Here is a 20887-nt window from a genome sequence, read left to right on the forward strand (position 1 = left end):
GGTACTCAACGGGGTCTTTGATTGGCTTTCTGTTGCTGGACGAAACAAAAACGATAATGACAACAGGGCGACCTGAAGAATGAATGATATGGCTGCCGTAACAGGACAACTGGCAAGACTCAGGGAATCTCTCCAGCAGAAACAGCAGGAGCTTGACGGCATGGCGAGCTTCTCCGATGCCGAACGCACCCGCAGTATCCAGTTCATCGGCAAGTTGATGCAAGCCTGTCGCGGCCACGATCGCGAGCTCGACAACCGGCTCGCCAAGCTCAAGCAGAAACTTGAAGGCAACCCTCCGCTCACCTCCATCGATGCCGATCTGATCGCCATCGAGAAGCTGTTGCAGCAGCACAGCCACACCATGGAAGAGTCCATCAGCCTGACCCGGGCAGCCATCGATCTCGGCAGCAAACAGCTCAAAACCATCAAGGGGTTTCCGGAAGATACCCGCCGCGCCCTCAAGGAGTTTCTCGCCAGCCCGGAGAGTTACGGCATCGGCGATCACCAGAAGAAGGTGATCCGGCTGCTGGAGTTCTACCAGCAGGCGATCAAGATCCAGCTGCTGCCGCGCAAGCCGCTGATCCCCCCTTCGGCGGAGATCCCCACCGAGCTCTCCAGCCCGGCCCCTACCGACTCCTTTGACATCAAGGCACATGCCCAGATTTCAGACGAGTTGCAGCGTCTCATCACCGAGCTCGACTTTGCCGGCGCCGTGGGCGAGAGCCTCGCAGACATCCGCCGCCAGTTGCTCGGGGGCATCACCCCTGCCCTGCTGGCCGAAGTCTGCCTGCAGATCATCGAACTCATCATCGAGGGTACCCGGGAAGAGCGCAAAGCCTCCCAGGCGTTTCTCAGCACCCTGAACGAGAGTCTCTCCTCGGTCCATTACAGCTTTACCGAATCCCTGGATGAAGGGCGGGCGCTGCAAAATGCCGCCCATCTCAGCGGACAGGCGCTGGAGCGGGAACTCGCCGCCATCGATCGCGCCATGGCAGCCCATGACTCGCCACAGATACTCAGGGGCGCCATTTCTGGGCATCTGGACACCATCCGCCGGCTGCAGCAGGAGCGGGAGGAGATGGCCAACCGCGAGCGCCACCTGCTCACCCACCTCTCCAACATGGAAGCCAAGCTCAGGTTGATGAAGGACGAAACCGCCGAGTACAAGAAGCGGCTCAGCATCCAGAAACACAAGCTCTTCCTCGACAGCCTGACCCAGGTACACAACCGGGCGGCCCTGGACGAGCGGCTCGAGCTCGAATACAAACGCTGGCTACGCTATGGCACCCCCCTGTGCCTGGCCATCATCGACATCGACCACTTCAAGCACATCAATGACAACTACGGTCACATGGCCGGCGACAAGGCATTGAAGGTGGTTGCCAAGGCCCTGCAGAACGCCTTGCGCGACACCGACTTCATCGCCCGCTTTGGCGGTGAGGAGTTCGTGGTCTTGCTGCCGAACATCAATCCGGACAAGTACCAGAAGCCGCTGGAGAACCTGCGTCAGACCATCAAGAGCATCCCGTTCCGCTTTCGCGATGCCAGGGTCGAGATCACCATCTCCATCGGTGCCACCCTGTTTCGGACCGGCGACCATACCACGGATGCGTTCGAGCGTGCCGACAAGGCGCTTTACAGTTCCAAGCACTCCGGCCGGGATCAGGTCAATCTCGCCTGAATCCGCTTTGAGGAGCGGCTAAAAAAGCGGCAAACGCACAGTCCCCCTATTCCCCTGCCCACCCCCTTGCCTCTACTATCGAAACCGAGGGATGCCAAAGCATCCCGTTTTCTCCCCAGGGAAAGCACAACGATAACAAGCGAGTGAAAGGGGAAATTATGATTACACACATCAATCCCGTGGGCAGCATGGACCTGCTGTCCCAGCTCGAGGTGGATCGCCTCAAGCAGACGGCCTCCAGCGATATCTATCAACTGTTTCGCAACTGCTCGCTGGCGGTCCTCAACTCCGGCAGCCATACCGACAGTTCCAAAGAGATACTGGAACGTTTCAAATCCTTCGATATTCACGTGATCCGGCGCGAGCGCGGGGTCAAGCTCGAGCTGTTCAACGCCCCCGAGCACGCCTTCGTCGATGGCGAGATCATCCGCGGCATCCAGGAGCACCTGTTCTCCGTGCTGCGGGACATTCTCTATGTGTCGACCCAGCTCGAGTCCAATCGTCTGGTCAACCTGACCAGCTCCACCCATATCTCCAACGTGGTGTTCGCCATCCTGCGCAACGCCAAGGCGATCCTGCCCGGCGCCGATCCCAACCTGGTGGTCTGCTGGGGCGGCCACTCCATCAACGAGGTGGAATACCAGTACACCCGGGCGGTGGGTAGCGAGCTGGGTCTGCGCGAGCTCAACATCTGTACCGGCTGCGGTCCGGGTGCCATGGAGGGCCCCATGAAGGGGGCCGCCGTCGGCCACGCCAAGCAGCGGGTGCGCAACGGCCGTTACATCGGTCTCACCGAGCCTTCCATCATCGCCGCCGAACCGCCGAACCCCATCGTCAACGAGCTGGTGATCCTGCCGGACATCGAGAAGCGGCTGGAAGCCTTCGTGCGTCTGGGTCACGGCATCATCATCTTCCCGGGCGGGGTCGGCACTGCCGAGGAGCTGCTCTACCTGCTCGGCATCATGATGCACCCGGCCAACGATCGCCAACCCATCCCCATCGTGCTGACCGGCCCGAAAGAAAGTGCCGACTACTTCCGCGCCATCGACGACTTCGTCAAGGCGACCCTGGGGGAAGCCGCCACCAGTCTCTACCGGATCATCATCGGCGATGCGCCCGAGGTGGCCCGCGTGATGAAGGAGGCGATGCCGAAGATCCGCGAATACCGCAAGTCGGTGGGAGATGCCTACTCCTTCAACTGGTCCCTGCGGATCGAGCCCGAGTTCCAGCTACCGTTCGAGCCGGATCACGCCAGCATGGCCAGCCTGGATCTGCATCGCAACCAGCCGCCCCAGCTGCTGGCAGCCAACCTGCGCCGCGCCTTCTCAGGCATCGTCGCAGGCAACGTCAAGGAAGGGGGCATCAGGGCCATCGAGAAGAAGGGTCCCTTCAAGCTGCACGGCGACAAGGAGCTGATGCACCTGATGGACAGGTTGCTGGAAAGCTTCGTCAAGCAGCAGCGCATGAAGCTGCCGGGCAGTCAGTACGTTCCCTGCTACGAGATAGTCAAATAGTCGGGACATCACAATGCACCGGAGGGGCCCATGGGCCCCTCTTTCATTGACTGGTCTTCTACGGGGTTAGCAGGAGACGCCACCATTGTTACAATGGCTTCCCCGACGCCCGGAGTGCCCCATGCCACACCTGCTCATCATCGATGCCCTCAACCTCATCCGCCGACTGCACGCGGTGCAGAGCCAGCAGGGACTGACCCCGGCCCAGGCCCTGCTCGCCACCCGTGCCAACCTCATCAACACCTGTAAGAAGCTCCTGGCAGCCAGCGAGCCGACCCACGCCATCGCGGTCTTTGACGGTGAGGTCCACAGCTGGCGCAAGACGCTCTATCCCCCCTACAAGGAGGGCCGCACCCCCATGCCGGATGAGCTGAGAGAAGGGCTTGCCGACCTGCAGGACGCCTTCTGGGAGTGCGGTGTGGATGCCCTGCTCTCCCAGACCGACGAGGCGGACGATCTCATCGCCACCCTGGCAAGCGGCATTGCCCAGCACGGCGCCAGCGCCACCATCATCTCCACCGACAAGGGGTTCTGCCAGCTCATCTGCCCGCAGATCCGGGTGCGGGATTACTTCAACAAACGCTGGCTGGATGCCGCCTTCGTCCAGCAGCAGTACGGCGTTACACCGACCCAGCTTGTGGACTTCTGGGCCCTGACCGGTATCGGCGGCTCCAACATCAAGGGGGTGCCCGGCATCGGCCCCAAGACCGCCACCCAGTTGCTGCAGCAATACGGGGACCTGGCTGCCATGCTGGAGGCCTGTGAGCGGGAGGAGGCCACCAGACCCCTGCTCAAGCTGCGCCAGCACCGGGAAGAGGCCCTGCTGGCCCAACGCCTGGTCCGGCTGCAGCACGATATCCCGCTCGGGTTCAACCTGCGGGAGATCCGCTATCCTCCCGTCCCTGATGCCGGGGCGTGATCCCCAGCACACCATTTCCCAAGACAGGCCGTACCTGTTGACATAAATGGGTAAAATGTAAAGAAACATGGAGGATGTGGTGCAAAAATGGTATAAAGCCGACGAATCCTCCCCCTCTGTTCCCTAGAAGTGGATACGCCTCATGTCAAAAAGAAAGATTACCGTCATCCCGGGCGACGGCATCGGCCCCAGCATCATCGAATCCGCCATCCAGATCCTGACCCACGCGGGTTGTGACTTCGACTACGAATACGCAGACGCCGGTCTGGTAGCCCTGGAAAAACATGGTGAGCTGCTGCCCCAGGCCACCCTCGATCTGATCGAGAAGAACAAGGTCAGCCTGAAAGGCCCGCTCACCACTCCGGTCGGCGGCGGCTTCACCTCCATCAACGTCTCCCTGCGCAAGAAGTTCAATCTCTACGCCAATGTGCGCCCCGTCCTCTCCTTCAAGGGCACCAAGAGCCGTTACGACAACATCGACATCATCACGGTGCGCGAGAACACCGAAGGCATGTACTCCGGTGCTGGCCAGAAGCGCAGCGATGACAACCAGAGCGCCGAGGCGATGAGCATCATCACCCGGGAAGGGGCCGAGCGCATCGTCACCTTCGCCTTCGAGCTGGCGCGCCAGGAAGGACGCAAGAAGGTCACCATCATCCACAAGGCCAACATCCTCAAGTCCACCTCCGGCCTGTTCCTGGAAGTGGCCCGTCAGGTCGCGGCCCGCTACCCGGACATCCAGAACGAGGAGATGATCGTCGACGCCGCCTGCATGAACCTGGTGATGTACCCGGAGCGCTTCGATGTGATGGTCACCACCAACCTGTTCGGCGACATTCTCTCGGATCTCTGTGCCGGTCTGGTGGGGGGGCTGGGCATGGCGCCGGGCGCCAACATCGGTGAAGGGGCCGCCATCTTCGAAGCGGTGCACGGCTCTGCGCCGGACATCGCCGGCAAGAACATCGCCAACCCCACCTCGGTGATCCTCGCCTCCATCCAGATGCTGGAATATCTCGGCATGCAGGACAAGGCGGAGCGCATTCGCGAGGCCGTGCGGGCGACCATCGAGTCCGGTGATCGGGTGACCCGTGACCTGGGGGGCACAGCGTCCACCAGCGAATTCACCCAGGCCATCATCGACCGTCTATAAATGGAATCCAACCATATGATTTTAAAAGGGAGCTTCGGCTCCCTTTGTTTTATGCCAACGCCTCCCTACCTCCCTCGCCAGATGAATACTATGTTGATATGAGGGATAAGGAGATCCACCATGCGTGCTACTTTCATCTTGCTGATTGTCAGCAGCAGTGCCACGGCATTAGACAGGCCAGTCGACAATGCCTGGTTGACGCCGCCCCCCCAGCACGAGGCGCCAGCCAAGCAGACCTGGCAATCCACCCTGGATACCAACGATCTGCTCAAACAGCCCAAGCCGCTCTCTCTGGGGGTGGATATCACCACCGACAGCAACGGCAATCGGCAGGTCACCCCCTATCAGAAGCTGAACCTCACGGCAGAGAAGAGCGTCAGCCTCTCCTTCGAAAAGCAAAAGCCCAGGATCAAGTTCAACGCTGGCGGCATCAACACCTCGGTCAAGCTTCGCGGGGATGGCGTCAAGATGCAGTTCAACCCCAGTGACAAGACCATTCCCCTGCAAATTGAGCTGAAGATCACCGACGACGAGTCCATGATGCGTCTGGACTACCGCTTCTGATGACCCAGACACAAAAAAACCGGACGTCGCCGTCCGGTTTTTTCATGCCCTGTTCCCGATGCTGCTTCAGGACTTGGGGGACAGCTTGGAGACCCAGAACTTGTTGTAGACGTGCACCGTGATCTCTTCGCGATCGTGATAGAGCTGCTTGGCCTGAATGATGAAGCCGCTGTCGATCTCCGCCAGCAGTCCGCGCAGCACCTCGATGTTGTGCACCGCCTCGGCATAGCGCTTCTTCATCGGCAGCTTGAGGTTGAACATGGCTTCCTGACAGTCGTTCTCCCTGAACCAGTCGGCCACCATGTGGGTCACTCGCGCCGGTTTGTCCACCATGTCGCACACCAGCCAGTAGGTATTCTTCTTGCTCGGCCGCCACACGAAACCATCGTCACGGATGTGCTTCACCTGACCTGTGTCCATCAGGGATTGGGCCATCATGCCGTTGTCCACCGCCGTCACCATCATGCCGCGACGCACCAGCTGATAGGTCCAGCCACCCGGGCAGGCGCCGAGATCCACAGCCTTCAGGCCGGAGCACAGGCGCAAGTCCCACTCTTCCTTCGGCACGAAGACGTAGAACGCCTCTTCCAGCTTGAGGCTGGAGCGGCTCGGGGCATCGGCCGGGAAGCGCAGGCGCGGGATCCCCATGTGGAAGGCGGAGTTGTTGAAGGAGTAGGAGTACCCCAGCATCAGGTGGTCATTGGCCAGGAAGAAGGCGTGGAACACGGGACGGTTCGGGGTCTCCTTCTTGGTCAGGATCTCGTTGCTGCGCAGCGCCTGGCGAAGCGGCACGGTGAACTTGCGGCAGAAGGCGGAGAGCTCCTTCGCCTCGTTGGTGTCGGCCGTCTCCACCCGCAGATCCCCGCAGATGGCGTAGCCACTCGCCGCCTCCAGGATGGGAGAGACCCGATCGCTTATTTCCAGATCTTTCAGCTCGTGGGTCACCACCAGCATCTGGCGAATGAAGATGAGCTCGCGGAACGGCAGCTTGCGCGCCAGCAGATCGGCCTGCTCCTCGTCATACAACTCGAAGATCACATAGCCGCTGTCGTCCTTGACCCGGGCAAAGCCGTAGCACTGCATGTTGCCGGCACGCTCGGTGATCTCTGCCGCCGCCTCTTTCTCAAAACCCGGGCGGCAATAAAGCAGCAGATTATTCATTCTTTCCTCCAAGACGACAGCCGGCCCACATCAGAGCCGCCCATCCCAACATAAAACAGAGGCCACCGGCCGGGGTGATGAGCCCCAGCCCCTTGCTGCCAAGCAGCACCATGGCGTAAATACTGCCGGAGAATCCCAGGATCCCCAGCACAAAGACGGCGCCCGCGAAGGTGATCACCTTGCCGCGCACACCGCACAACCCCAGCACCAGCAGGGCCAGGGCGTGGAAAAACTGGTATTGCACGGCGGTGTTGAACGCCGCCAGCAACGAAGGGGCGATGCCGGCCGCCGCCAGCCCATGAGCGCCGTAGGCCCCGAGCATGGTGGCCGTCAGGCCGAAGAAGCCCGCCAGCACCAGCCAATGTCGTTGGATCTGCATCTTCTCTCCTTGCACGCTTCTTCTATCGACCCGCTCGAGATGGTCAGGAGCGGCCCACCGCCGCGATAAAACCCTTGATCCGCTCCGCGGCCAGTCGCAGGTTCTCCTGCTCGCTCATGCCGCTCGCCTTTCTCGGTTTGAAACCATGATCCCCGTCGGTCAGCCAGTGGACCGATACGGCGGGTGAGAAGGGGAAATCGGCCAGCTCGGCGCGAGAACCGAAGGTATCGCGCTCCCCCTGCAGCAGCAGCGTGGGCGTCGTGATCAGCTTGAGCACCTCGCCCCGCCATGCGTCGGGCTTGGCCGGGGGGTGGAAAGGATACCCGAGAACGATCAATCCTGCAGCATCCATCTCGTCGTCCCCCTCGCAAAACAGCTCGGCCGCCATCCTCCCCCCCATGGACTTGCCCGCCAGAAACAGCCGGGGATGGGCAAACTGACGCACCATCTCGCGCCAGTGGGCGAGCAGCACGGGTTGTCTGTCCGGCGGCCTGCGTTTGCCGTCCTGAGCCCGTTTGGTCATGTAGGGGAAGTTGAAGCGCACCACCTCGATCTCCGGCCCCGCCAGCAGTCGCGACAACTCGGCCAGGAAGCTGTGCTCCATGCCCGCCCCCGCGCCGTGGGCCAGCAGAATGCGAACGGGGGCGTCACTCGCCCCCTCTCTTGTCAGGTCAGTCACCAGGTCAACTCCTCAGGCATCGGCAAGGCGGGCACGCCTGCGGGCCTCTTCCTGCTCCACCAGTTCCAGCATCCAGTCACGGAAGGCCACTATCTTGCCCTGATCGGACTGCTGCTCCTGACACACCAGATAGAAAGCGTTCTTGCTCACCAGCACCTGCTCGAACGGGCAGATGAGACGACCCGCCTCGATCTCCGGCTGGGCCAGCACACTGTGGCCGAGCGCCACCCCCTGACCGTGGATCGCCGCCTGGATCACCATGGTGGAGTGGCTGAAGATGGGCCCCTGATTGACATTGGGGGCATCGATATCGAGCTGGCGGAACCAGGCCTTCCAGTCGCGCCGGGAGGTGTCGTGCAGCAAGGTGTGGCGGGTCAGATCGTCCGGGGTGCGCAGGGGCTTGGGGCCGGTCAGCAACAGGGGCGAGCAGACCGGGATCAGGTACTCGGTGTGCAGCTTGTCCGAACGAAGACCCGGCCAGTTGCCGCGGCCGTAGTAGATGGCCACGTCCACGTCGTCGGTCAGCGACCCCTCGTCCATGTCCACCGCCTTGATCCGCACATCGATGTCCGGGTGGCGTTCGCTGAACTTGACCAGGCGGGGCACCAGCCACTGGATGGCGAAGCTCGGCTGCAGGGAGACGGTGAGCGCCCCCTTGGCGCTGCGGGCCAGCAGCTTGTCGGTCGCCTCGGAGATGGAGGCGAAGATGTCCTTGATGTCGAGGAAGTAGCTCTGCCCCTCCTCGGTCAGTAGCAGGGAGCGATTCTTGCGGCGAAACAGCTTGATGCCGAGATACTCCTCCAGCGCCTTGATCTGGTGGCTGATGGCTGCCTGGGTCACGAACAGCTCTTCTGCTGCGCGGGTAAAGCTCAAGTGACGAGCCGCGGCTTCAAACGCTTTCAGTGCATTGAGCGGAGGTAAACGACGAGACATGGAATCGGCCGACGATGAATTTTTCTAATGGGGCGCATTATAAATTGTCGGTTGCGGGTCGACCAGTGAATAAACATAATTCGCCACGCAATTCGTTGTCATATGGCTCACACCTTCTCTTCCATGTTGGTTTACATGTGGTTTTTGTGAGTGAGTCGACAGTGATTGTGGTGTTGTGTTTCTTCCTCTGCGGGAAGAAGGGCTAAATCAGGTCGATTTAACCCAGTCTGTCATCTGAATGTGTTTGGCGCCTCCGGTTGGATGGCGCCTTTTTTCTTATCCTCCCCTACACCCGGAACTGGCCCACCAGTTGCTGCTGCTTGTCCGCCAGTTGCGACAGCTCGCGCCCGTTGTCGGCGGAGGTCGCCGCTTCCGCCCGAATGGTATGGCTCACATCGCGAATGTTGCTGACGTTGCGATTGATCTCGTCCGCCACTCCGCTCTGCTCCTGCGCGGCCCTCGCGATCTGCTCGTTCATCTGGTGGATGGTGCCGACAGCCTGGATGATCTGCTCCAGCACGCTGACCGACTGCTCCACCTTGGTGAGGGTCAGATCCGCCTGGTGATGACCGGTCAGGATCGCCTTCACCACCGCCTCCGTCCCTGACTGCAACTGGCCGATGAGGTTCTGGATCTCGACGATCGCGTTCTGGGTTCGGCCCGCCAGGTTGCGCACCTCGTCGGCGACCACCGCAAAACCGCGCCCCTGCTCACCGGCTCGGGCCGCCTCGATGGCCGCGTTCAAGGCCAGCAGGTTGGTCTGCTCGGCAATCCCCTGGATCACCACCAGGATGTCGTTGATGTTGTCGCTGTTGGCAGAGAGGTGCTCCACCACTGGTTTGGCATCGCTTATCACCGTCATCAGTCTGGACATGGCCTCCTGGGTCTGCGCCACCACGGACTTGCCCTCCTGGGCCGCCGTGTCGGCCTCATCGGCCGCCGCCACCGCCGCATTGGCATTGCCGGCGACCTGCAGGGCGGTAGCGCTCAACTCTTCAAACGCGGTCGCCACCAGATCCACCTCCTGATACTGGGACTGCATGCCGGCGCTGGTACGGGCTGCCCCTTGCGCCGCCAGGGCCGCACTGGCCCGGGTGCCCGCAACGGTGTCGATCACCTGGCTGATGGTGGATTGCAGCTTGTCCAGGAACTTGTTGAACCACTTGGCCAGCTCGCCTATCTCGTCATCCCTGCGCAGATCGATGCGCTGGGTGAGATCCCCCTCCCCGCTGGCGATGTCCTTGAGGCGTGCCACCACGGCGCGGATGGGCGCCACGATGCGCTGGGCCATCAGCCAGATGCAGAGCAGAGCGAGCGCCGAAATCCCGCCACCTATGGTGAGCTGGGTGGCCACGCTGCGCTGGGCCTGCTCCTCAAGCTCCCCTTGCAGTTGCAGGGCCGAGGCGAGCACCACGGCGCGGGGCAGCTCGATATAGATGCCCCACTTGCGATCCGTACCGCGCATGCTGACCGGCACGAAGGTCTGCAACAGTGCGCCATCCGGGCTCCAGCGCGTCACCACATCTCCCTTGGTCAGCCACCCCTTGAGATCCTGCGCCAGCCCTTGCTGCTCCAGCAGATTGCCAAGGGCGACCGGGAACCCTTCCACGCCGGCCACCCGCCCTTCACTGCTGAGCAGGAGCACCTTGCCCTGCCCCTTGTAGAGGGTCCGGCCCATCTCTTCCACCAGGCTCTGCAGGGTCCCCAGGGAGATGTCGACCCCCACCATGCCAAGCAGGGAGCCCTGGTCCAGCAGCGGCACGGTCACCGAGGTCATCAACACCTGCTGGGTCCCCACCTCGTCCACATAGGGTTCGAGCAGACAGAGCGCCTTGCTGCGGATGCTGCAACTGTACCAGTCGTTCTCAAGGCCGCCGTGTCCGGAGGGCTTGTCGTTGGCCAGCATCGCCTCGTCCATCACCTCCAGGTTGACCTTGCCGTCGACCCTGGCCCAATAGCTGGAAAAACGCCCCTTGTCGTTGGCGCCAAGCGCCGTCGACCCCTGATAGTTGTCATCCTCCCCGTCGAGCTGGTTGGGTTCGAATACCGCATAGACACCGAGCAGGTTCGCTGACGACTCCGCCGCATCCTGCAACTGCTGGTTGACGGCATTGCGCAGCGCCTCGGAGTGAACGAAGTTGTCGGCCGCGTTCTTGCGCTGGAACAGAATGCCCTCGGCAAGCAGGGTCGCCCTGAAGTAAGCCTCATCGAGGTAGCTGGTCACCCGGGCTGCCTGGGTCGCCCCCATGGCCTGCATCCAGTTTTCTGCCGCGTGCTGCCCCTCCAGGGTGGTGGAGGTGAGCACCTGCTCCTGCATGCGGGCCGCGTTGAAAAGAGAAGAAGCCACCAGCGCGACGGCACTGGCCAGCAGACAGCAACCGGCGATCAGGGTGATCCGTCCCTGAACAGAAAGAGAACTCATGCCACTATTTCCTAACGTCTACAGATGTGAACACTGTATCGGTTTTTGATACAAAAACTTAACTAAATCAGCAGAGATCCAGGCTTAATTGATTGATTTCACCCGCTCCGGGCAAACCAACGACCAGACCGAGCAGGCGAATGGGCTTTCCTTGAGCCCGTTGCAGTCCCTCGTGCAGCAGATCGTGGAAACGTGCCGCCTGATAACTCCCCTTGCGGTAGACGGTGGTCTGGTGAAAATCGGCAAACTTCAGCTTGATCCCCTGCCCCATCAGCATCTCCGCAGAGCAGGCCTTGGCAAAACGCTGCTCCAGCTCGGGAATGAGCCGGCTGAGCACCTGCCAGCAGGCGTCCTCGTCCAGCACGTCGCTGGCGAGCGTCGTCTCCACACCGATGCTCTTGCGCACCCGCCTGGCCTGCACCGGCTGATCGTCATGCCCCCAGATGCGGCCGGCCAGCATCTCCCCGAGCTTGCCGAAACGGGCGATCAGCTCCTCGTTGCCGAGCTGACGGGCATCTTCGCACGAATACAGCCCGAGGGACTCCAGCCGCTCTGCCGTCTTGCGGCCGATGCCGGGCAACTTGCCAAGGGGGAGCTGGCGCACGAACTCGTCCACCTCCTGGGGGCGGATGACGAACAGGCCGTCAGGCTTGCGCTGCTCGGAGGCGAGCTTGGCCAGAAACTTGTTCGGCGCCACACCGGCCGAGGCAGTCAACCCAAGCTCGACGCTGATGGCGGCACGGATCTCCGCCGCCATCATGGTGGCGCTGCCACCGCAGCGGGGACTCTGGGTCACGTCGAGATAGGCTTCATCGAGGGAGAGCGGCTCCACCTGCTCGGTGTAGCGCAGGAAGATGGCGCGCAACTGGCGCGAAGTTTCTTTGTAGACGGCCATCCGCCCGGGGATCAGCACCAATGGCGGACAAAGCTTTCTGGCCAGGGCGCTCGGCATGGCGGAGCGCACCCCGAAGCGGCGCGCCACGTAGTTGCAGGTGGAGATGACCCCGCGTCGGTCGGCGGCGCCACCGATGGCGAGCGGCACCTCCCTGAGGGCCGGGTTGTCCCGCATCTCCACCGCGGCGAAGAAGCAGTCCATGTCGATGTGAATGATCTTGCGCATGGCTGTGTCTGTTGCTGTGTCGACAGCCTCCCGAACAGATCATAGGGATAGACCCTGGGCATCCGGCGAGGAGACATGTCGAAAGCCAAAAATACTGTATGGATAACCAGTTGGACGTTCCATGCTACCCCACCCCTGTCATTTCTACCAGTCTGCGCGCGGGCGCGGCGGCATAGACTCTCAAGGCCACATCCACACGAGACTCAAGGAGGAGAAGCATGAGCATCATCCGGGCGGGGCTCTGCCTGCTGCTGTTGCCGCTAGCGACCATGGCCAAGGATCACCCGACAGCCGAATGCAGCTGGCTGTACAAGCGCATCGAGATACTGGAAACCGCCATCAGGCAGGGGGATGAACTGGGCACCAGGGAGGAGCTGGCAAAGCGAAAGAAAGAGTTCAAAGCAAAGTCGTGCAGCCAATATGACTACTGACCCCATGCCACTTATAAAAACGAGCCGACCCAGGGGTCGGCTCGTTTCGTTGGAAGGCTGCCTTCAGAGCGATATCCGCCGTTAGATGATGCGGTTGTCCACCAGCATCTTGCGACGGGCCTCTTCCTTGGCCATCTTCTTCTTGCGGTTGTCGCAAGGCTCGGGGCAGTCGCACTCCTTCTCGATCCCGATGGAACCCAGGCCGCCACAGGAGCCGGAGATGGACTTGCGCTGGAAAATGTAGCCGATGGCCATGGCCACCACGACCATCAGAAACACCCCGAAGGTGATCAGAAAGATCTGCATGTAGTTACCCCTTACTTCTTGACCAGATATGGTTTGAAGGCATCCGAATAGGCCTCTTCGAACCCGTCATCCGTCTTGGTGATGGTGAAGATGGCCAGCCCCCGTTCCTTGGCATAGGCCAGGCTCTTCTCCGGCCCCATGACCATGAACACGGTCGCCAACCCGTCTGCAGTCATGCAGGAGGGGTGGATGACGGTCACCGACACCAGGCGGTGCTGGATGGGCTTGCCCGTCAGCGGATCCATGGTGTGGGAGAAGCGCTTGCCGTCCAGCTCGTAATAGTTGCGGTACTCGCCCGAGGTGGCCACCCCGTTGTCACCGGGCAGGATCACCTCTTGTACGGAACCGGCATTGACGGTCGGCTTCTCGATGGCGACACGCCAGGGATGCCCCTTGCCGTTGACGCCGTTGATGCGCAGCTCGCCGCCGATCTCCACCAGATAGTTGCGCGCCCCCTGGGACTCCAGGTACTCGGCCACCTTGTCCACGCCAAACCCCTTGGCAATGGCGGAGAGATCCACGTAGAGGTCCGGGATGTCCTTTTGCAGGGTATCGGCATCGGCAGAGGTTATCACATGCAGATTGCCAAGGCCCGTCTTCTGCCGGGTCTGGGCGATCAGCTCGTCGGACGGCACCTTGGTCGGTCTGGCATCCGGCCCAAAGCCCCACAGATTGACCAGAGGACCGACGGTGACGTCCAGCGCCCCACGGCTCTCGCGGCCAATGTGAATGGCCTCGGTCACCACCCGCGCGGTATCGCGGGAAACCACCACAGGGGTATTGCTCTTGTGCTGGTTGAAGCGTGACAGCTCGGAATCCGGGCGATAGGTCGACATCTGATCGTTGACCCGCTCCAGCAAGACGTCGACCTCGGCTTGCAGCCTGGCGGCATCCTGAACGGCGCTATCCGCCACCTTGATGGAGTAGTAGGTACCCATGGTGCTGCCGGTGATGTGGATCTCCGGCTTCGATTGGACCGTTTCCTGACCGCACCCAGTCAAGAAAAAGGCTAGCCCGAAGGCTAGCCAGGTCTTTACAACGCTGTGCATGGATTAACCACCGAAGTCATCCAGCAGGATGTTCTCGTCTTCAACACCGAGGTTTTTCAGCATGTTGATGACGGCGGCGTTCATCACGGGAGGCCCGCACATGTAGAACTCGCAATCCTCAGGCGCCTCGTGGTTCTTGAGGTAGTTCTCGAACAACACGTTGTGGATGAAGCCGGTGTAGCCATCCCAGTTGTCTTCCGGTTGCGGATCGGACAGGGCGACGTGCCACTGGAAGTTGTCGTTCTCGGCCTGCAGCATGTCGAAGTCTTCGACATAGAACATCTCGCGCTTGGAACGGGCACCGTACCAGAAGCTCATCTTGCGCTTGGTCTTCAGACGGCGCAGCTGGTCGAAGATGTGGGAGCGCATCGGCGCCATACCCGCACCACCACCGACGAACACCATTTCGGCGTCGGTGTCCTTGGCGAAGAACTCGCCGAACGGACCTGAGATGGTCACCTTGTCACCAGCCTTCAGGCTGAAGATGTAGGAAGACATCTGGCCGGGAGGGGCAGTCCAGTTGCTGGGCGGCGGGGTTGCGATCCGCACGTTCAGCATGATGATGCCGAACTCTTCCGGATAGTTCGCCATGGAGTAGGCACGGATGATCGGCTCGTTGACCTTGGACTCCAGCTCGAAGATCTTGAAGCGATCCCAGTCGCCACGATACTCCTCGGGAATATCGAAGTTCTTGTACTGCACGTGGTGAGCAGGCGCTTCGATCTGGATATAACCACCGGCGCGGAACGGCACGCTCTCGCCATCGGGGATCTGCAGCTTGAGCTCCTTGATGAAGGTGGCCTTGTTGTCATTGGAGATGACGGTACAGTCCCACTTCTTCACGCCGAAGATCTCTTCCGGCAGCTCGATGTCCATGTCGGAACGGACGGTGACCTGACAGGCCAGACGCTCGCCATGACGGGCTTCGCCCTTGCTGATGTGATCCAGCTCGGTCGGCAGGATGTCGCCGCCGCCGGATTTCACGCGCACCTTGCACTGACCACAGGAGCCACCGCCACCACAGGCGGAGGAGACGAAGATACCACTGCCGGCGAGCACGCCAAGCAGCTTGCCACCCGCCGGGCTGGTCACAGCCTTGGCCGGGTCGCCGTTGATGCTGATTGTCACGTCACCGGCGGTCACCAGCTTGGACTTGGCGAACAGAATGACTGCCACCAAGGCCAGCAGGATCACGGTGAACATGACCACACCCAGAATAATTTCCATCTATATTTCCTTTCCGATTACAGGGAAATACCAGAGAAGGACATGAAGCCCAGCGCCATCAGACCCGCGGTGATGAAGGTGATGCCGAGGCCGCGCAGGCCTTCCGGAACATCGGAATATTTCATCTTCTCGCGGATCCCTGCCATCGCGACGATAGCCAGCATCCAGCCTGCACCCGAACCCACGCCATAGACCACGGACTCAACGAAGTTGTAGTCACGCTGCACCATGAAGGAGACACCACCGAAGATGGCGCAGTTCACGGTGATGAGCGGCAGGAAGATACCGAGGGCGTTGTAGAGGGCCGGGAAGTACTTGTCCAGCGCCATCTCCAGGATCTGCACCAGGGCCGCGATCACCCCGATGAAGGTGATGAAGCTCAGGAAACTCAGATCCAGACCGGATACCAGGGCACCGTCTTTGAGCACGTAGTTGTAGATCAGGTTGTTGGCCGGGACGGCAACGGTCTGAACCACGATAACGGCAATCCCCAGCCCCATGGCGGTCTTGACCTTCTTGGACACCGCCAGGAAGGTACACATCCCCAGGAAGAAGGAGAGCGCCAGGTTCTCGATGAAGATCGAGCGAATCAACAGACTGATATAGTGTTCCATACCTTAATCCTTCGCCTCCACCTGCTTGGGATCCTTGGTGCGCACGCCCCAGATGATCAGACCAATGATGAAGAACGCACTCGGCGGCAGCAGCAGCAGGCCGTTGGGCACATACCAGCCACCATTGTTCACCAGCGGCAGCAGCTCGATGCCGAACCAGGTGCCGGAACCCAGGATCTCGCGCACGGTGGCCACGGTCAGCAGCACGGCGCCATAACCCAGACCGTTGCCGATACCGTCCAGGAAGGAGGGCAGCGGGGCACTCTTCATGGCGTAGGCTTCGGCACGACCCATCACGATACAGTTGGTGATGATGAGGCCGACGAACACCGACAGCTGCTTGGAGATGTCATAGGCATACGCCTTGAGCACCTGGTCAACCACGATAACCAGCGAGGCAATCACCGCCATCTGGGCGATGATCCGCACGCTGTTCGGGATCTGGTTGCGGATCAGAGAGATAAACAGGTTGGAGAAGGCGGTGACCGCGGTAACGGCCAGCGTCATCACGAACGCCGTCTTCATCTGGCTGGTAACGGCCAGCGCGGAACAGACACCCAGCACCTGCAGTGCGATGGGGTTGTTGCCGAGCACAGGCGTCAACAGCAACTTTTTCATTTCGCTCTTGTCAGCCATTGTTGATTTCTCCTGCACGTACCTTGGCCAGGAAGGGACCGAAGCCCTTGGGGCCCATCCAGAAGTCGAAGGTGTGCTGTACACCATTACCGGTCAGGGTTGCACCAGACAGGCCGTCGATTTCATGCTCGGAACCAGCCGGAGCATGGCCCTTGATCACCCGCAGCGCAGGCTGACCGTTCTGGTCGAACAGCTTCTTGCCGACGAACAGCTCGCGCCAGGCCGGGTTCTCGATCTCGCCACCCAGACCCGGGGTTTCACCGTGGTCATAGTAGGTGATGCCCTTGATGGTCTGACCGTCGGCCGCGACCGCTACGAAGGCATACATGGTGGACCACAGACCCTGGCCGTAGATCGGCAGGATGATGTTGTCGACCTTGCCTTCGGCATCTTTCGCGAAGAACACGGGAACCAGCTTGGAGATCTGACGCAGGCCGGCCTTGTCGTCGGCCGGGGCCAGACGGATGCTCTTGGCCGGATCCTTGGCGGCAACCTTGGTGTCGAAGTTGTCGGCGTCGCCGTCAACGAACTCACCGCTGGTCAGATCCACCAGACGCGCTTCAATCTTGTCGCCATAGAGCTGGGCCAGATCACGCTTGGCCACGGCGCTGATGTCGACGCCGGCGACGGACAGGATGTTGCTTTGCTTGTCCAGTGCCTTGTTTTCCAGCTGGGCCGGACGCAGACCCACGGCAGCCACGGAGACCACGATGGAGCAGACCAGACACAGACCGGTCACTACGGCGAGGGTGCCGGTAGTAGAGTCTTTATTAAACGCCACGTGCGATCCTCCGCTTGATGTTCGCCTGCGCCACGAAATGGTCAAACAAGGGGGCAAACAGGTTGGCGAACAGAATGGCCAGCATCATGCCTTCCGGGAAGGCAGGGTTCACTACCCGGATCAGCACCACCATCACGCCGATCAGGGCGCCATACCACCACTTGCCCTTGTTGGTGAAGGCAGCGGAGACGGGGTCGGTCGCCATGAAGGCCATGCCGAACGCGAAGCCACCCAGCACCAGGTGCCAGTGCCACGGCATGCTGAACATGGGGTTGGTATCGGAACCGATGACGTTGAACAGCAGGGAGGTCGCGACCATGCCGACCATGACGCCGGCGATGATGCGCCAGGAGGCGATGCGCATGTAGACGATCATGGCCGCGCCGATGAGGATCATCAGGGTGGAAACTTCACCGATGGAACCGGGCAGGTTGCCAAGGAAGGCATCCATCCAGCTGATGGCTTCACCGGTGGCACCGTTGATCAGCGCCATCTGGCCGCCCTGGGCCCACTGGCTCAGTGCGGTTGCGCCGGAGAAGCCGTCAACGGCAACCCAGACCGCATCGCCGGAGATTTGACCCGGGTAGGCGAAGAACAGGAAGGCACGACCCGCTAGCGCCGGGTTCAGGAAGTTTTTGCCGGTACCACCGAACACTTCCTTGGCCAGCACCACACCGAAGGTGATACCCAGGGCAGCTTGCCACAGGGGCAGCTCGGGCGGCACGATCAGGGCGAACAGGATGGAGGTCACGAAGAAGCCTTCGTTGATCTCGTGCTTGCGCACCATGGCGAACAACACTTCCCAGAAACCACCGACGATGAAGACGGTGATGTAGATCGGGAAGAAGTGCGCCGCACCGATCAGCATCTTGCTGCCGATGCCGGCGACGGCCGGATCCAGCGAGGCACCGAACAGGGTGGCCAGGGCGTATTGCCAGGAATCGGCACCGGCCGCGCTGCCCATGTGGGCGATAGCGGCGATAGACTGGTTGCCGACGTTGTACATGCCCCAGAACATGGCCGGGAACACAGCCAGCCACACCATGATCATCATGCGCTTCAGATCGATCGCATCACGGACGTGGGCGGCATTGCGGGTCACGGAACCCGGGGTATAAAACAGGGTGTACGCCGCTTCGAACAAGGCATAGTACTTTGCGTACTTGCCACCCGGCTCGAAGTGATGTTCCATATTTTCAAGAAGTTGCTTGAAACTCATCGCTTAACCTTCCAGTTCGATCTTGGTCAGGCACTCACGCAAGACGGGGCCGTACTCTGTCTTGCCGGGGCAGACGAAGGTACAGAGCGCCAAATCTTCCTCATCCAGCTCCAGGCAGCCGAGCGCCTGCGCGCTGTCGGTGTCACCGGAGATCAGATCCCGCAGCAGCAGGGTCGGCAGGATGTCGAGCGGCATCACGCGCTCATAGTTGCCGATAGGCACCATGGAGCGATCACTACCGTTGGTGGTGGTAGTGAAGTTGATGAGTTTGCCCTTCATCAGGTGAGAGAGGGTGGTACGGGTGATGGAGAACTTGTTGGCACTGGGTTTGACCCAGCCCATGAACTCTTTCTCACGGCCTTCGCCCAGCACGCTCACCTGATTGTGGAAGCGACCCAGGTAGTCATGAACCCCTTCGGCCTTGGCACCGCTCAGCAGGGAACCGGAGATGATGCGGTTTTCGTCCGCACGCAGCTCGTTGTTGGTCAGCTGGCTGAGGCTGGCACCCAGACGGGTACGCAGCAGACGCGGCTTGATGACGTTCGGGCCAGCCAGGGAGATCACCTTGTCGGTGAAGATCTGGCCGGTGGTGAACAGCTTGCCGTAAGCGATCACGTCCTGATAGTTGATGTGCCACTGCACCTTGTTGGCACCGACCGGATCCAGGAAGTGGATGTGGGTGCCCGGCAGACCGGCGGGATGCGGACCGACGAACACTGCTTCCTTGACCTGGGCCAGGGAGGAGTGCGGCAGGCTGGCTTCGCCCTTGCAGACGTGGACGGTACCATCGGTCAGGCGGGTCAGCACGGCCAGACCGTCGAGGAAGGCCTGGGCCTGCTCCTTGATGATCAGCTCCGCACTGGCGGCCAACGGGTTGGTGTCCATGGCGGTAACGAAGATGGCGCGCGGGGTGGAGCCCACGGCCGGCACCTTGCTGAACGGGCGGGTACGCAGCGCGGTCCATTGGCCTGATGCGACCAGGATCTCCTGCACCTTGCTGCGCTCGAGCTGTGCCAGCTCGGCGGAGGCAAAATGCTCAAAGGTCACCTGCTCGTCGGACCCATCGATGTCGATGACGACGGACTGGAGAACACGCTTGGCACCACGGTTGATCTCAGAAACCACACCGGTGGCAGGGGCCGTGAATTTAACGCCGGGATTCTTCTTATCTTCGAAGAGCTCCTGACCTTTAATGACGCGATCACCTACTTTGATAAACATAGTAGGACGCATCCCCACGAACTCTTCGCCGAGTGTAGCAACACGGGTGATGGCCGGGCCATCGTAGATTACTTGCTCCGGAGCACCCAGCACGGGGATGTCCAGTCCTCTTTTAATTGTAATCATACTCACTTGCACTACCGTTAAGGGAAGACAGGTTGGTTAGCGCCGAGAAATACATCACGACGAGTTGTTGAATGAGCCCGTCAACATCGCGGAAAGCTGTCGAAGAAATAAACAAATCAGCAACATACAGGATCATTCAAAAGCGCCTGAGTTTACCACCTTAGGCGAGTTAGCCGCCACGCCAAATGGGGAAAATCCCCGCCCTATCACAAAATTAACCTTCACTGAATATTTCGCGCACGTCCTTGCAAACCGTGGTTTTAAAGGACTTTTCGCAAAACTAACCATATAGAGGTATTTTTCAGGCGTAAGGAAAAGGATTAGAAAAAATAATGCTACACCCCTCATCCCTGGCGGCACACCATTCGTGATAGCGCTGTTAATGGCCCGAGGAAGGCGCCATCAGAAGGTCCAACGGCTCACGCAAAGGGGGATTTGCTGACGCAACCCGGCGTCTTTGGCGCCTGCTCCCTGGCCTGCCACTCGGATTCGGTATAGGTATGCAGCGCCAATGCATGAATGGCTCCCGCCAGCTCGTCGGCCAGCACCCCGTTCACCTGACGATGGCGCCCCAGCAAACGCTGTCCCTCAAACGCCTGGCTCACCACGACTACCTTGAAGTGGCTTTCGGAGCCCGGTGCCACCCTGTGCATGTAGCTCTCATTGATCACTTCCAGGTGGCTCGGGGAGAGCGCGGCGGCCAGCTTGGCCTCTATCTGTTGTTGCATGCTCACGGTAAGGACTCCTCGTTGAAT

21 protein-coding genes are annotated in these 20887 nt (G+C 60.7%); 6 read left to right on the top strand and 15 right to left on the bottom strand.

The window, feature by feature from the left end:
• Positions 1 to 79 precede the first annotated feature (79 nt).
• The 5 genes from OKC41_RS07410 (at position 80) to OKC41_RS07430 (ending at position 5828) form a co-directional block, all read left to right on the top strand.
• A complete protein-coding gene (locus tag OKC41_RS07410) occupies positions 80 to 1681 on the top strand; it encodes a diguanylate cyclase (protein WP_043152479.1) in 1602 nt (533 codons plus the stop codon).
• 158 nt (positions 1682 to 1839) lie between these two features.
• The gene (gene ppnN, locus OKC41_RS07415) at positions 1840 to 3195 is read left to right on the top strand and encodes a nucleotide 5'-monophosphate nucleosidase PpnN (RefSeq protein WP_010673382.1); all 1356 of its coding nucleotides are present in this window, start codon (positions 1840 to 1842) and stop codon (positions 3193 to 3195) included.
• 121 nt (positions 3196 to 3316) lie between these two features.
• Complete coding sequence (gene xni / locus OKC41_RS07420) at positions 3317 to 4114, top strand: flap endonuclease Xni (RefSeq protein ID WP_042015872.1); 798 nt, start codon at positions 3317 to 3319, stop codon at positions 4112 to 4114.
• A 142-nt stretch (positions 4115 to 4256) separates the two neighbouring features.
• Positions 4257 to 5264, top strand: a complete 1008-nt coding sequence (locus OKC41_RS07425; protein ID WP_010673380.1) for an isocitrate dehydrogenase — start codon at positions 4257 to 4259, stop codon at positions 5262 to 5264.
• A 120-nt stretch (positions 5265 to 5384) separates the two neighbouring features.
• Positions 5385 to 5828, top strand: coding sequence for a hypothetical protein (locus OKC41_RS07430; protein ID WP_041211281.1), 444 nt, complete (start codon positions 5385 to 5387; stop codon positions 5826 to 5828).
• 66 nt (positions 5829 to 5894) lie between these two features.
• On the opposite strand, the gene rlmM is transcribed toward OKC41_RS07430, so the two are convergent.
• The 6 genes from rlmM to dinB all read right to left on the bottom strand — a co-directional run bounded on the left by rlmM (position 5895) and on the right by dinB (position 12522).
• Entirely contained in the window at positions 5895 to 6989 is a 1095-nt protein-coding gene (gene rlmM, locus OKC41_RS07435) for a 23S rRNA (cytidine(2498)-2'-O)-methyltransferase RlmM (protein WP_042864272.1), read from the bottom strand.
• On the bottom strand, positions 6982 to 7368 hold the full coding sequence (locus tag OKC41_RS07440) for a DUF423 domain-containing protein (protein ID WP_201894473.1): 387 nt from the start codon (positions 7366 to 7368) through the stop codon (positions 6982 to 6984). Before OKC41_RS07440 ends, rlmM begins: the two co-directional genes overlap by 8 nt.
• A 43-nt stretch (positions 7369 to 7411) precedes the next feature.
• Positions 7412 to 8047 (bottom strand): alpha/beta fold hydrolase, encoded by a 636-nt coding sequence (locus tag OKC41_RS07445; protein ID WP_201890140.1) that lies wholly within the window; start codon positions 8045 to 8047, stop codon positions 7412 to 7414.
• A 12-nt stretch (positions 8048 to 8059) separates the two neighbouring features.
• A complete protein-coding gene (locus OKC41_RS07450; protein ID WP_029313926.1) occupies positions 8060 to 8980 on the bottom strand; it encodes a transcriptional regulator GcvA in 921 nt (306 codons plus the stop codon).
• Positions 8981 to 9266: 286 nt separating this feature from the next.
• Positions 9267 to 11402: a methyl-accepting chemotaxis protein gene (locus OKC41_RS07455; RefSeq protein WP_201894474.1), complete on the bottom strand. Its 2136-nt coding sequence runs from the start codon at positions 11400 to 11402 to the stop codon at positions 9267 to 9269.
• A gap of 67 nt (positions 11403 to 11469) precedes the next feature.
• Positions 11470 to 12522, bottom strand: coding sequence for a DNA polymerase IV (gene dinB, locus OKC41_RS07460; protein WP_201894475.1), 1053 nt, complete (start codon positions 12520 to 12522; stop codon positions 11470 to 11472).
• Between the two features lie 218 nt (positions 12523 to 12740).
• On the opposite strand from dinB, the gene OKC41_RS07465 reads away from it, so the two are divergent.
• Complete coding sequence (locus tag OKC41_RS07465; RefSeq protein WP_128343629.1) at positions 12741 to 12953, top strand: hypothetical protein; 213 nt, start codon at positions 12741 to 12743, stop codon at positions 12951 to 12953.
• An 81-nt stretch (positions 12954 to 13034) separates the two neighbouring features.
• Here the strand turns inward: OKC41_RS07465 and nqrM are convergent, their stop codons facing one another.
• The 9 genes from nqrM to OKC41_RS07510 all read right to left on the bottom strand — a co-directional run bounded on the left by nqrM (position 13035) and on the right by OKC41_RS07510 (position 20860).
• The gene (nqrM, locus tag OKC41_RS07470; RefSeq protein WP_010673371.1) at positions 13035 to 13259 is read right to left on the bottom strand and encodes a (Na+)-NQR maturation NqrM; all 225 of its coding nucleotides are present in this window, start codon (positions 13257 to 13259) and stop codon (positions 13035 to 13037) included.
• An 11-nt stretch (positions 13260 to 13270) separates the two neighbouring features.
• A complete protein-coding gene (locus tag OKC41_RS07475) occupies positions 13271 to 14308 on the bottom strand; it encodes an FAD:protein FMN transferase (RefSeq protein ID WP_029313924.1) in 1038 nt (345 codons plus the stop codon).
• Between the two features lie 3 nt (positions 14309 to 14311).
• Positions 14312 to 15535 carry an NADH:ubiquinone reductase (Na(+)-transporting) subunit F gene (gene nqrF, locus OKC41_RS07480; protein WP_010673369.1) on the bottom strand — a complete coding sequence of 408 codons (1224 nt, stop codon included), beginning with the start codon at positions 15533 to 15535 and terminating at the stop codon, positions 14312 to 14314.
• Positions 15536 to 15552: 17 nt separating this feature from the next.
• Positions 15553 to 16149: an NADH:ubiquinone reductase (Na(+)-transporting) subunit E gene (nqrE, locus tag OKC41_RS07485; protein ID WP_005303538.1), complete on the bottom strand. Its 597-nt coding sequence runs from the start codon at positions 16147 to 16149 to the stop codon at positions 15553 to 15555.
• A 3-nt stretch (positions 16150 to 16152) separates the two neighbouring features.
• Positions 16153 to 16785 (bottom strand): NADH:ubiquinone reductase (Na(+)-transporting) subunit D, encoded by a 633-nt coding sequence (locus OKC41_RS07490; protein ID WP_005303545.1) that lies wholly within the window; start codon positions 16783 to 16785, stop codon positions 16153 to 16155.
• Positions 16778 to 17566: a Na(+)-translocating NADH-quinone reductase subunit C gene (locus OKC41_RS07495; protein WP_029313922.1), complete on the bottom strand. Its 789-nt coding sequence runs from the start codon at positions 17564 to 17566 to the stop codon at positions 16778 to 16780. The genes OKC41_RS07490 and OKC41_RS07495 overlap by 8 nt, the downstream gene beginning before the upstream one ends.
• Positions 17556 to 18785: an NADH:ubiquinone reductase (Na(+)-transporting) subunit B gene (locus OKC41_RS07500; protein ID WP_010673367.1), complete on the bottom strand. Its 1230-nt coding sequence runs from the start codon at positions 18783 to 18785 to the stop codon at positions 17556 to 17558. Before OKC41_RS07500 ends, OKC41_RS07495 begins: the two co-directional genes overlap by 11 nt.
• Positions 18786 to 18788: 3 nt before the next feature.
• Entirely contained in the window at positions 18789 to 20132 is a 1344-nt protein-coding gene (locus OKC41_RS07505; protein WP_201894476.1) for a Na(+)-translocating NADH-quinone reductase subunit A, read from the bottom strand.
• 419 nt (positions 20133 to 20551) lie between these two features.
• Positions 20552 to 20860 (bottom strand): BolA family transcriptional regulator, encoded by a 309-nt coding sequence (locus tag OKC41_RS07510; protein WP_010673364.1) that lies wholly within the window; start codon positions 20858 to 20860, stop codon positions 20552 to 20554.
• Positions 20861 to 20887: the final 27 nt, after the last annotated feature.

This window comes from Aeromonas sp. QDB17 (genome assembly GCF_027705305.1).
Lineage (GTDB): Bacteria > Pseudomonadota > Gammaproteobacteria > Enterobacterales > Aeromonadaceae > Aeromonas > Aeromonas caviae.

Bases quoted from the DNA above. Each gene is read 5' to 3' on its own strand.
- ppnN (WP_010673382.1), top strand. From the start codon at position 1,840: ATGATTACACACATCAATCCCGTGGGCAGCATGGACCTGCTGTCCCAG.
- rlmM (WP_042864272.1), bottom strand. From the start codon at position 6,989: ATGAATAATCTGCTGCTTTATTGCCGCCCGGGTTTTGAGAAAGAGGCG.
- OKC41_RS07450 (WP_029313926.1), bottom strand. From the start codon at position 8,980: ATGTCTCGTCGTTTACCTCCGCTCAATGCACTGAAAGCGTTTGAAGCC.
- OKC41_RS07500 (WP_010673367.1), bottom strand. From the start codon at position 18,785: ATGAGTTTCAAGCAACTTCTTGAAAATATGGAACATCACTTCGAGCCG.
- OKC41_RS07505 (WP_201894476.1), bottom strand. From the start codon at position 20,132: ATGATTACAATTAAAAGAGGACTGGACATCCCCGTGCTGGGTGCTCCG.
- OKC41_RS07465 (WP_128343629.1), top strand. From the start codon at position 12,741: ATGAGCATCATCCGGGCGGGGCTCTGCCTGCTGCTGTTGCCGCTAGCG.
- OKC41_RS07475 (WP_029313924.1), bottom strand. From the start codon at position 14,308: ATGCACAGCGTTGTAAAGACCTGGCTAGCCTTCGGGCTAGCCTTTTTC.
- OKC41_RS07455 (WP_201894474.1), bottom strand. From the start codon at position 11,402: ATGAGTTCTCTTTCTGTTCAGGGACGGATCACCCTGATCGCCGGTTGC.
- OKC41_RS07490 (WP_005303545.1), bottom strand. From the start codon at position 16,785: ATGGCTGACAAGAGCGAAATGAAAAAGTTGCTGTTGACGCCTGTGCTC.
- OKC41_RS07440 (WP_201894473.1), bottom strand. From the start codon at position 7,368: ATGCAGATCCAACGACATTGGCTGGTGCTGGCGGGCTTCTTCGGCCTG.
- nqrF (WP_010673369.1), bottom strand. From the start codon at position 15,535: ATGGAAATTATTCTGGGTGTGGTCATGTTCACCGTGATCCTGCTGGCC.
- xni (WP_042015872.1), top strand. From the start codon at position 3,317: ATGCCACACCTGCTCATCATCGATGCCCTCAACCTCATCCGCCGACTG.
- nqrE (WP_005303538.1), bottom strand. From the start codon at position 16,149: ATGGAACACTATATCAGTCTGTTGATTCGCTCGATCTTCATCGAGAAC.
- OKC41_RS07510 (WP_010673364.1), bottom strand. From the start codon at position 20,860: ATGCAACAACAGATAGAGGCCAAGCTGGCCGCCGCGCTCTCCCCGAGC.
- nqrM (WP_010673371.1), bottom strand. From the start codon at position 13,259: ATGCAGATCTTTCTGATCACCTTCGGGGTGTTTCTGATGGTCGTGGTG.
- OKC41_RS07430 (WP_041211281.1), top strand. From the start codon at position 5,385: ATGCGTGCTACTTTCATCTTGCTGATTGTCAGCAGCAGTGCCACGGCA.
- OKC41_RS07425 (WP_010673380.1), top strand. From the start codon at position 4,257: ATGTCAAAAAGAAAGATTACCGTCATCCCGGGCGACGGCATCGGCCCC.
- dinB (WP_201894475.1), bottom strand. From the start codon at position 12,522: ATGCGCAAGATCATTCACATCGACATGGACTGCTTCTTCGCCGCGGTG.
- OKC41_RS07410 (WP_043152479.1), top strand. From the start codon at position 80: ATGAATGATATGGCTGCCGTAACAGGACAACTGGCAAGACTCAGGGAA.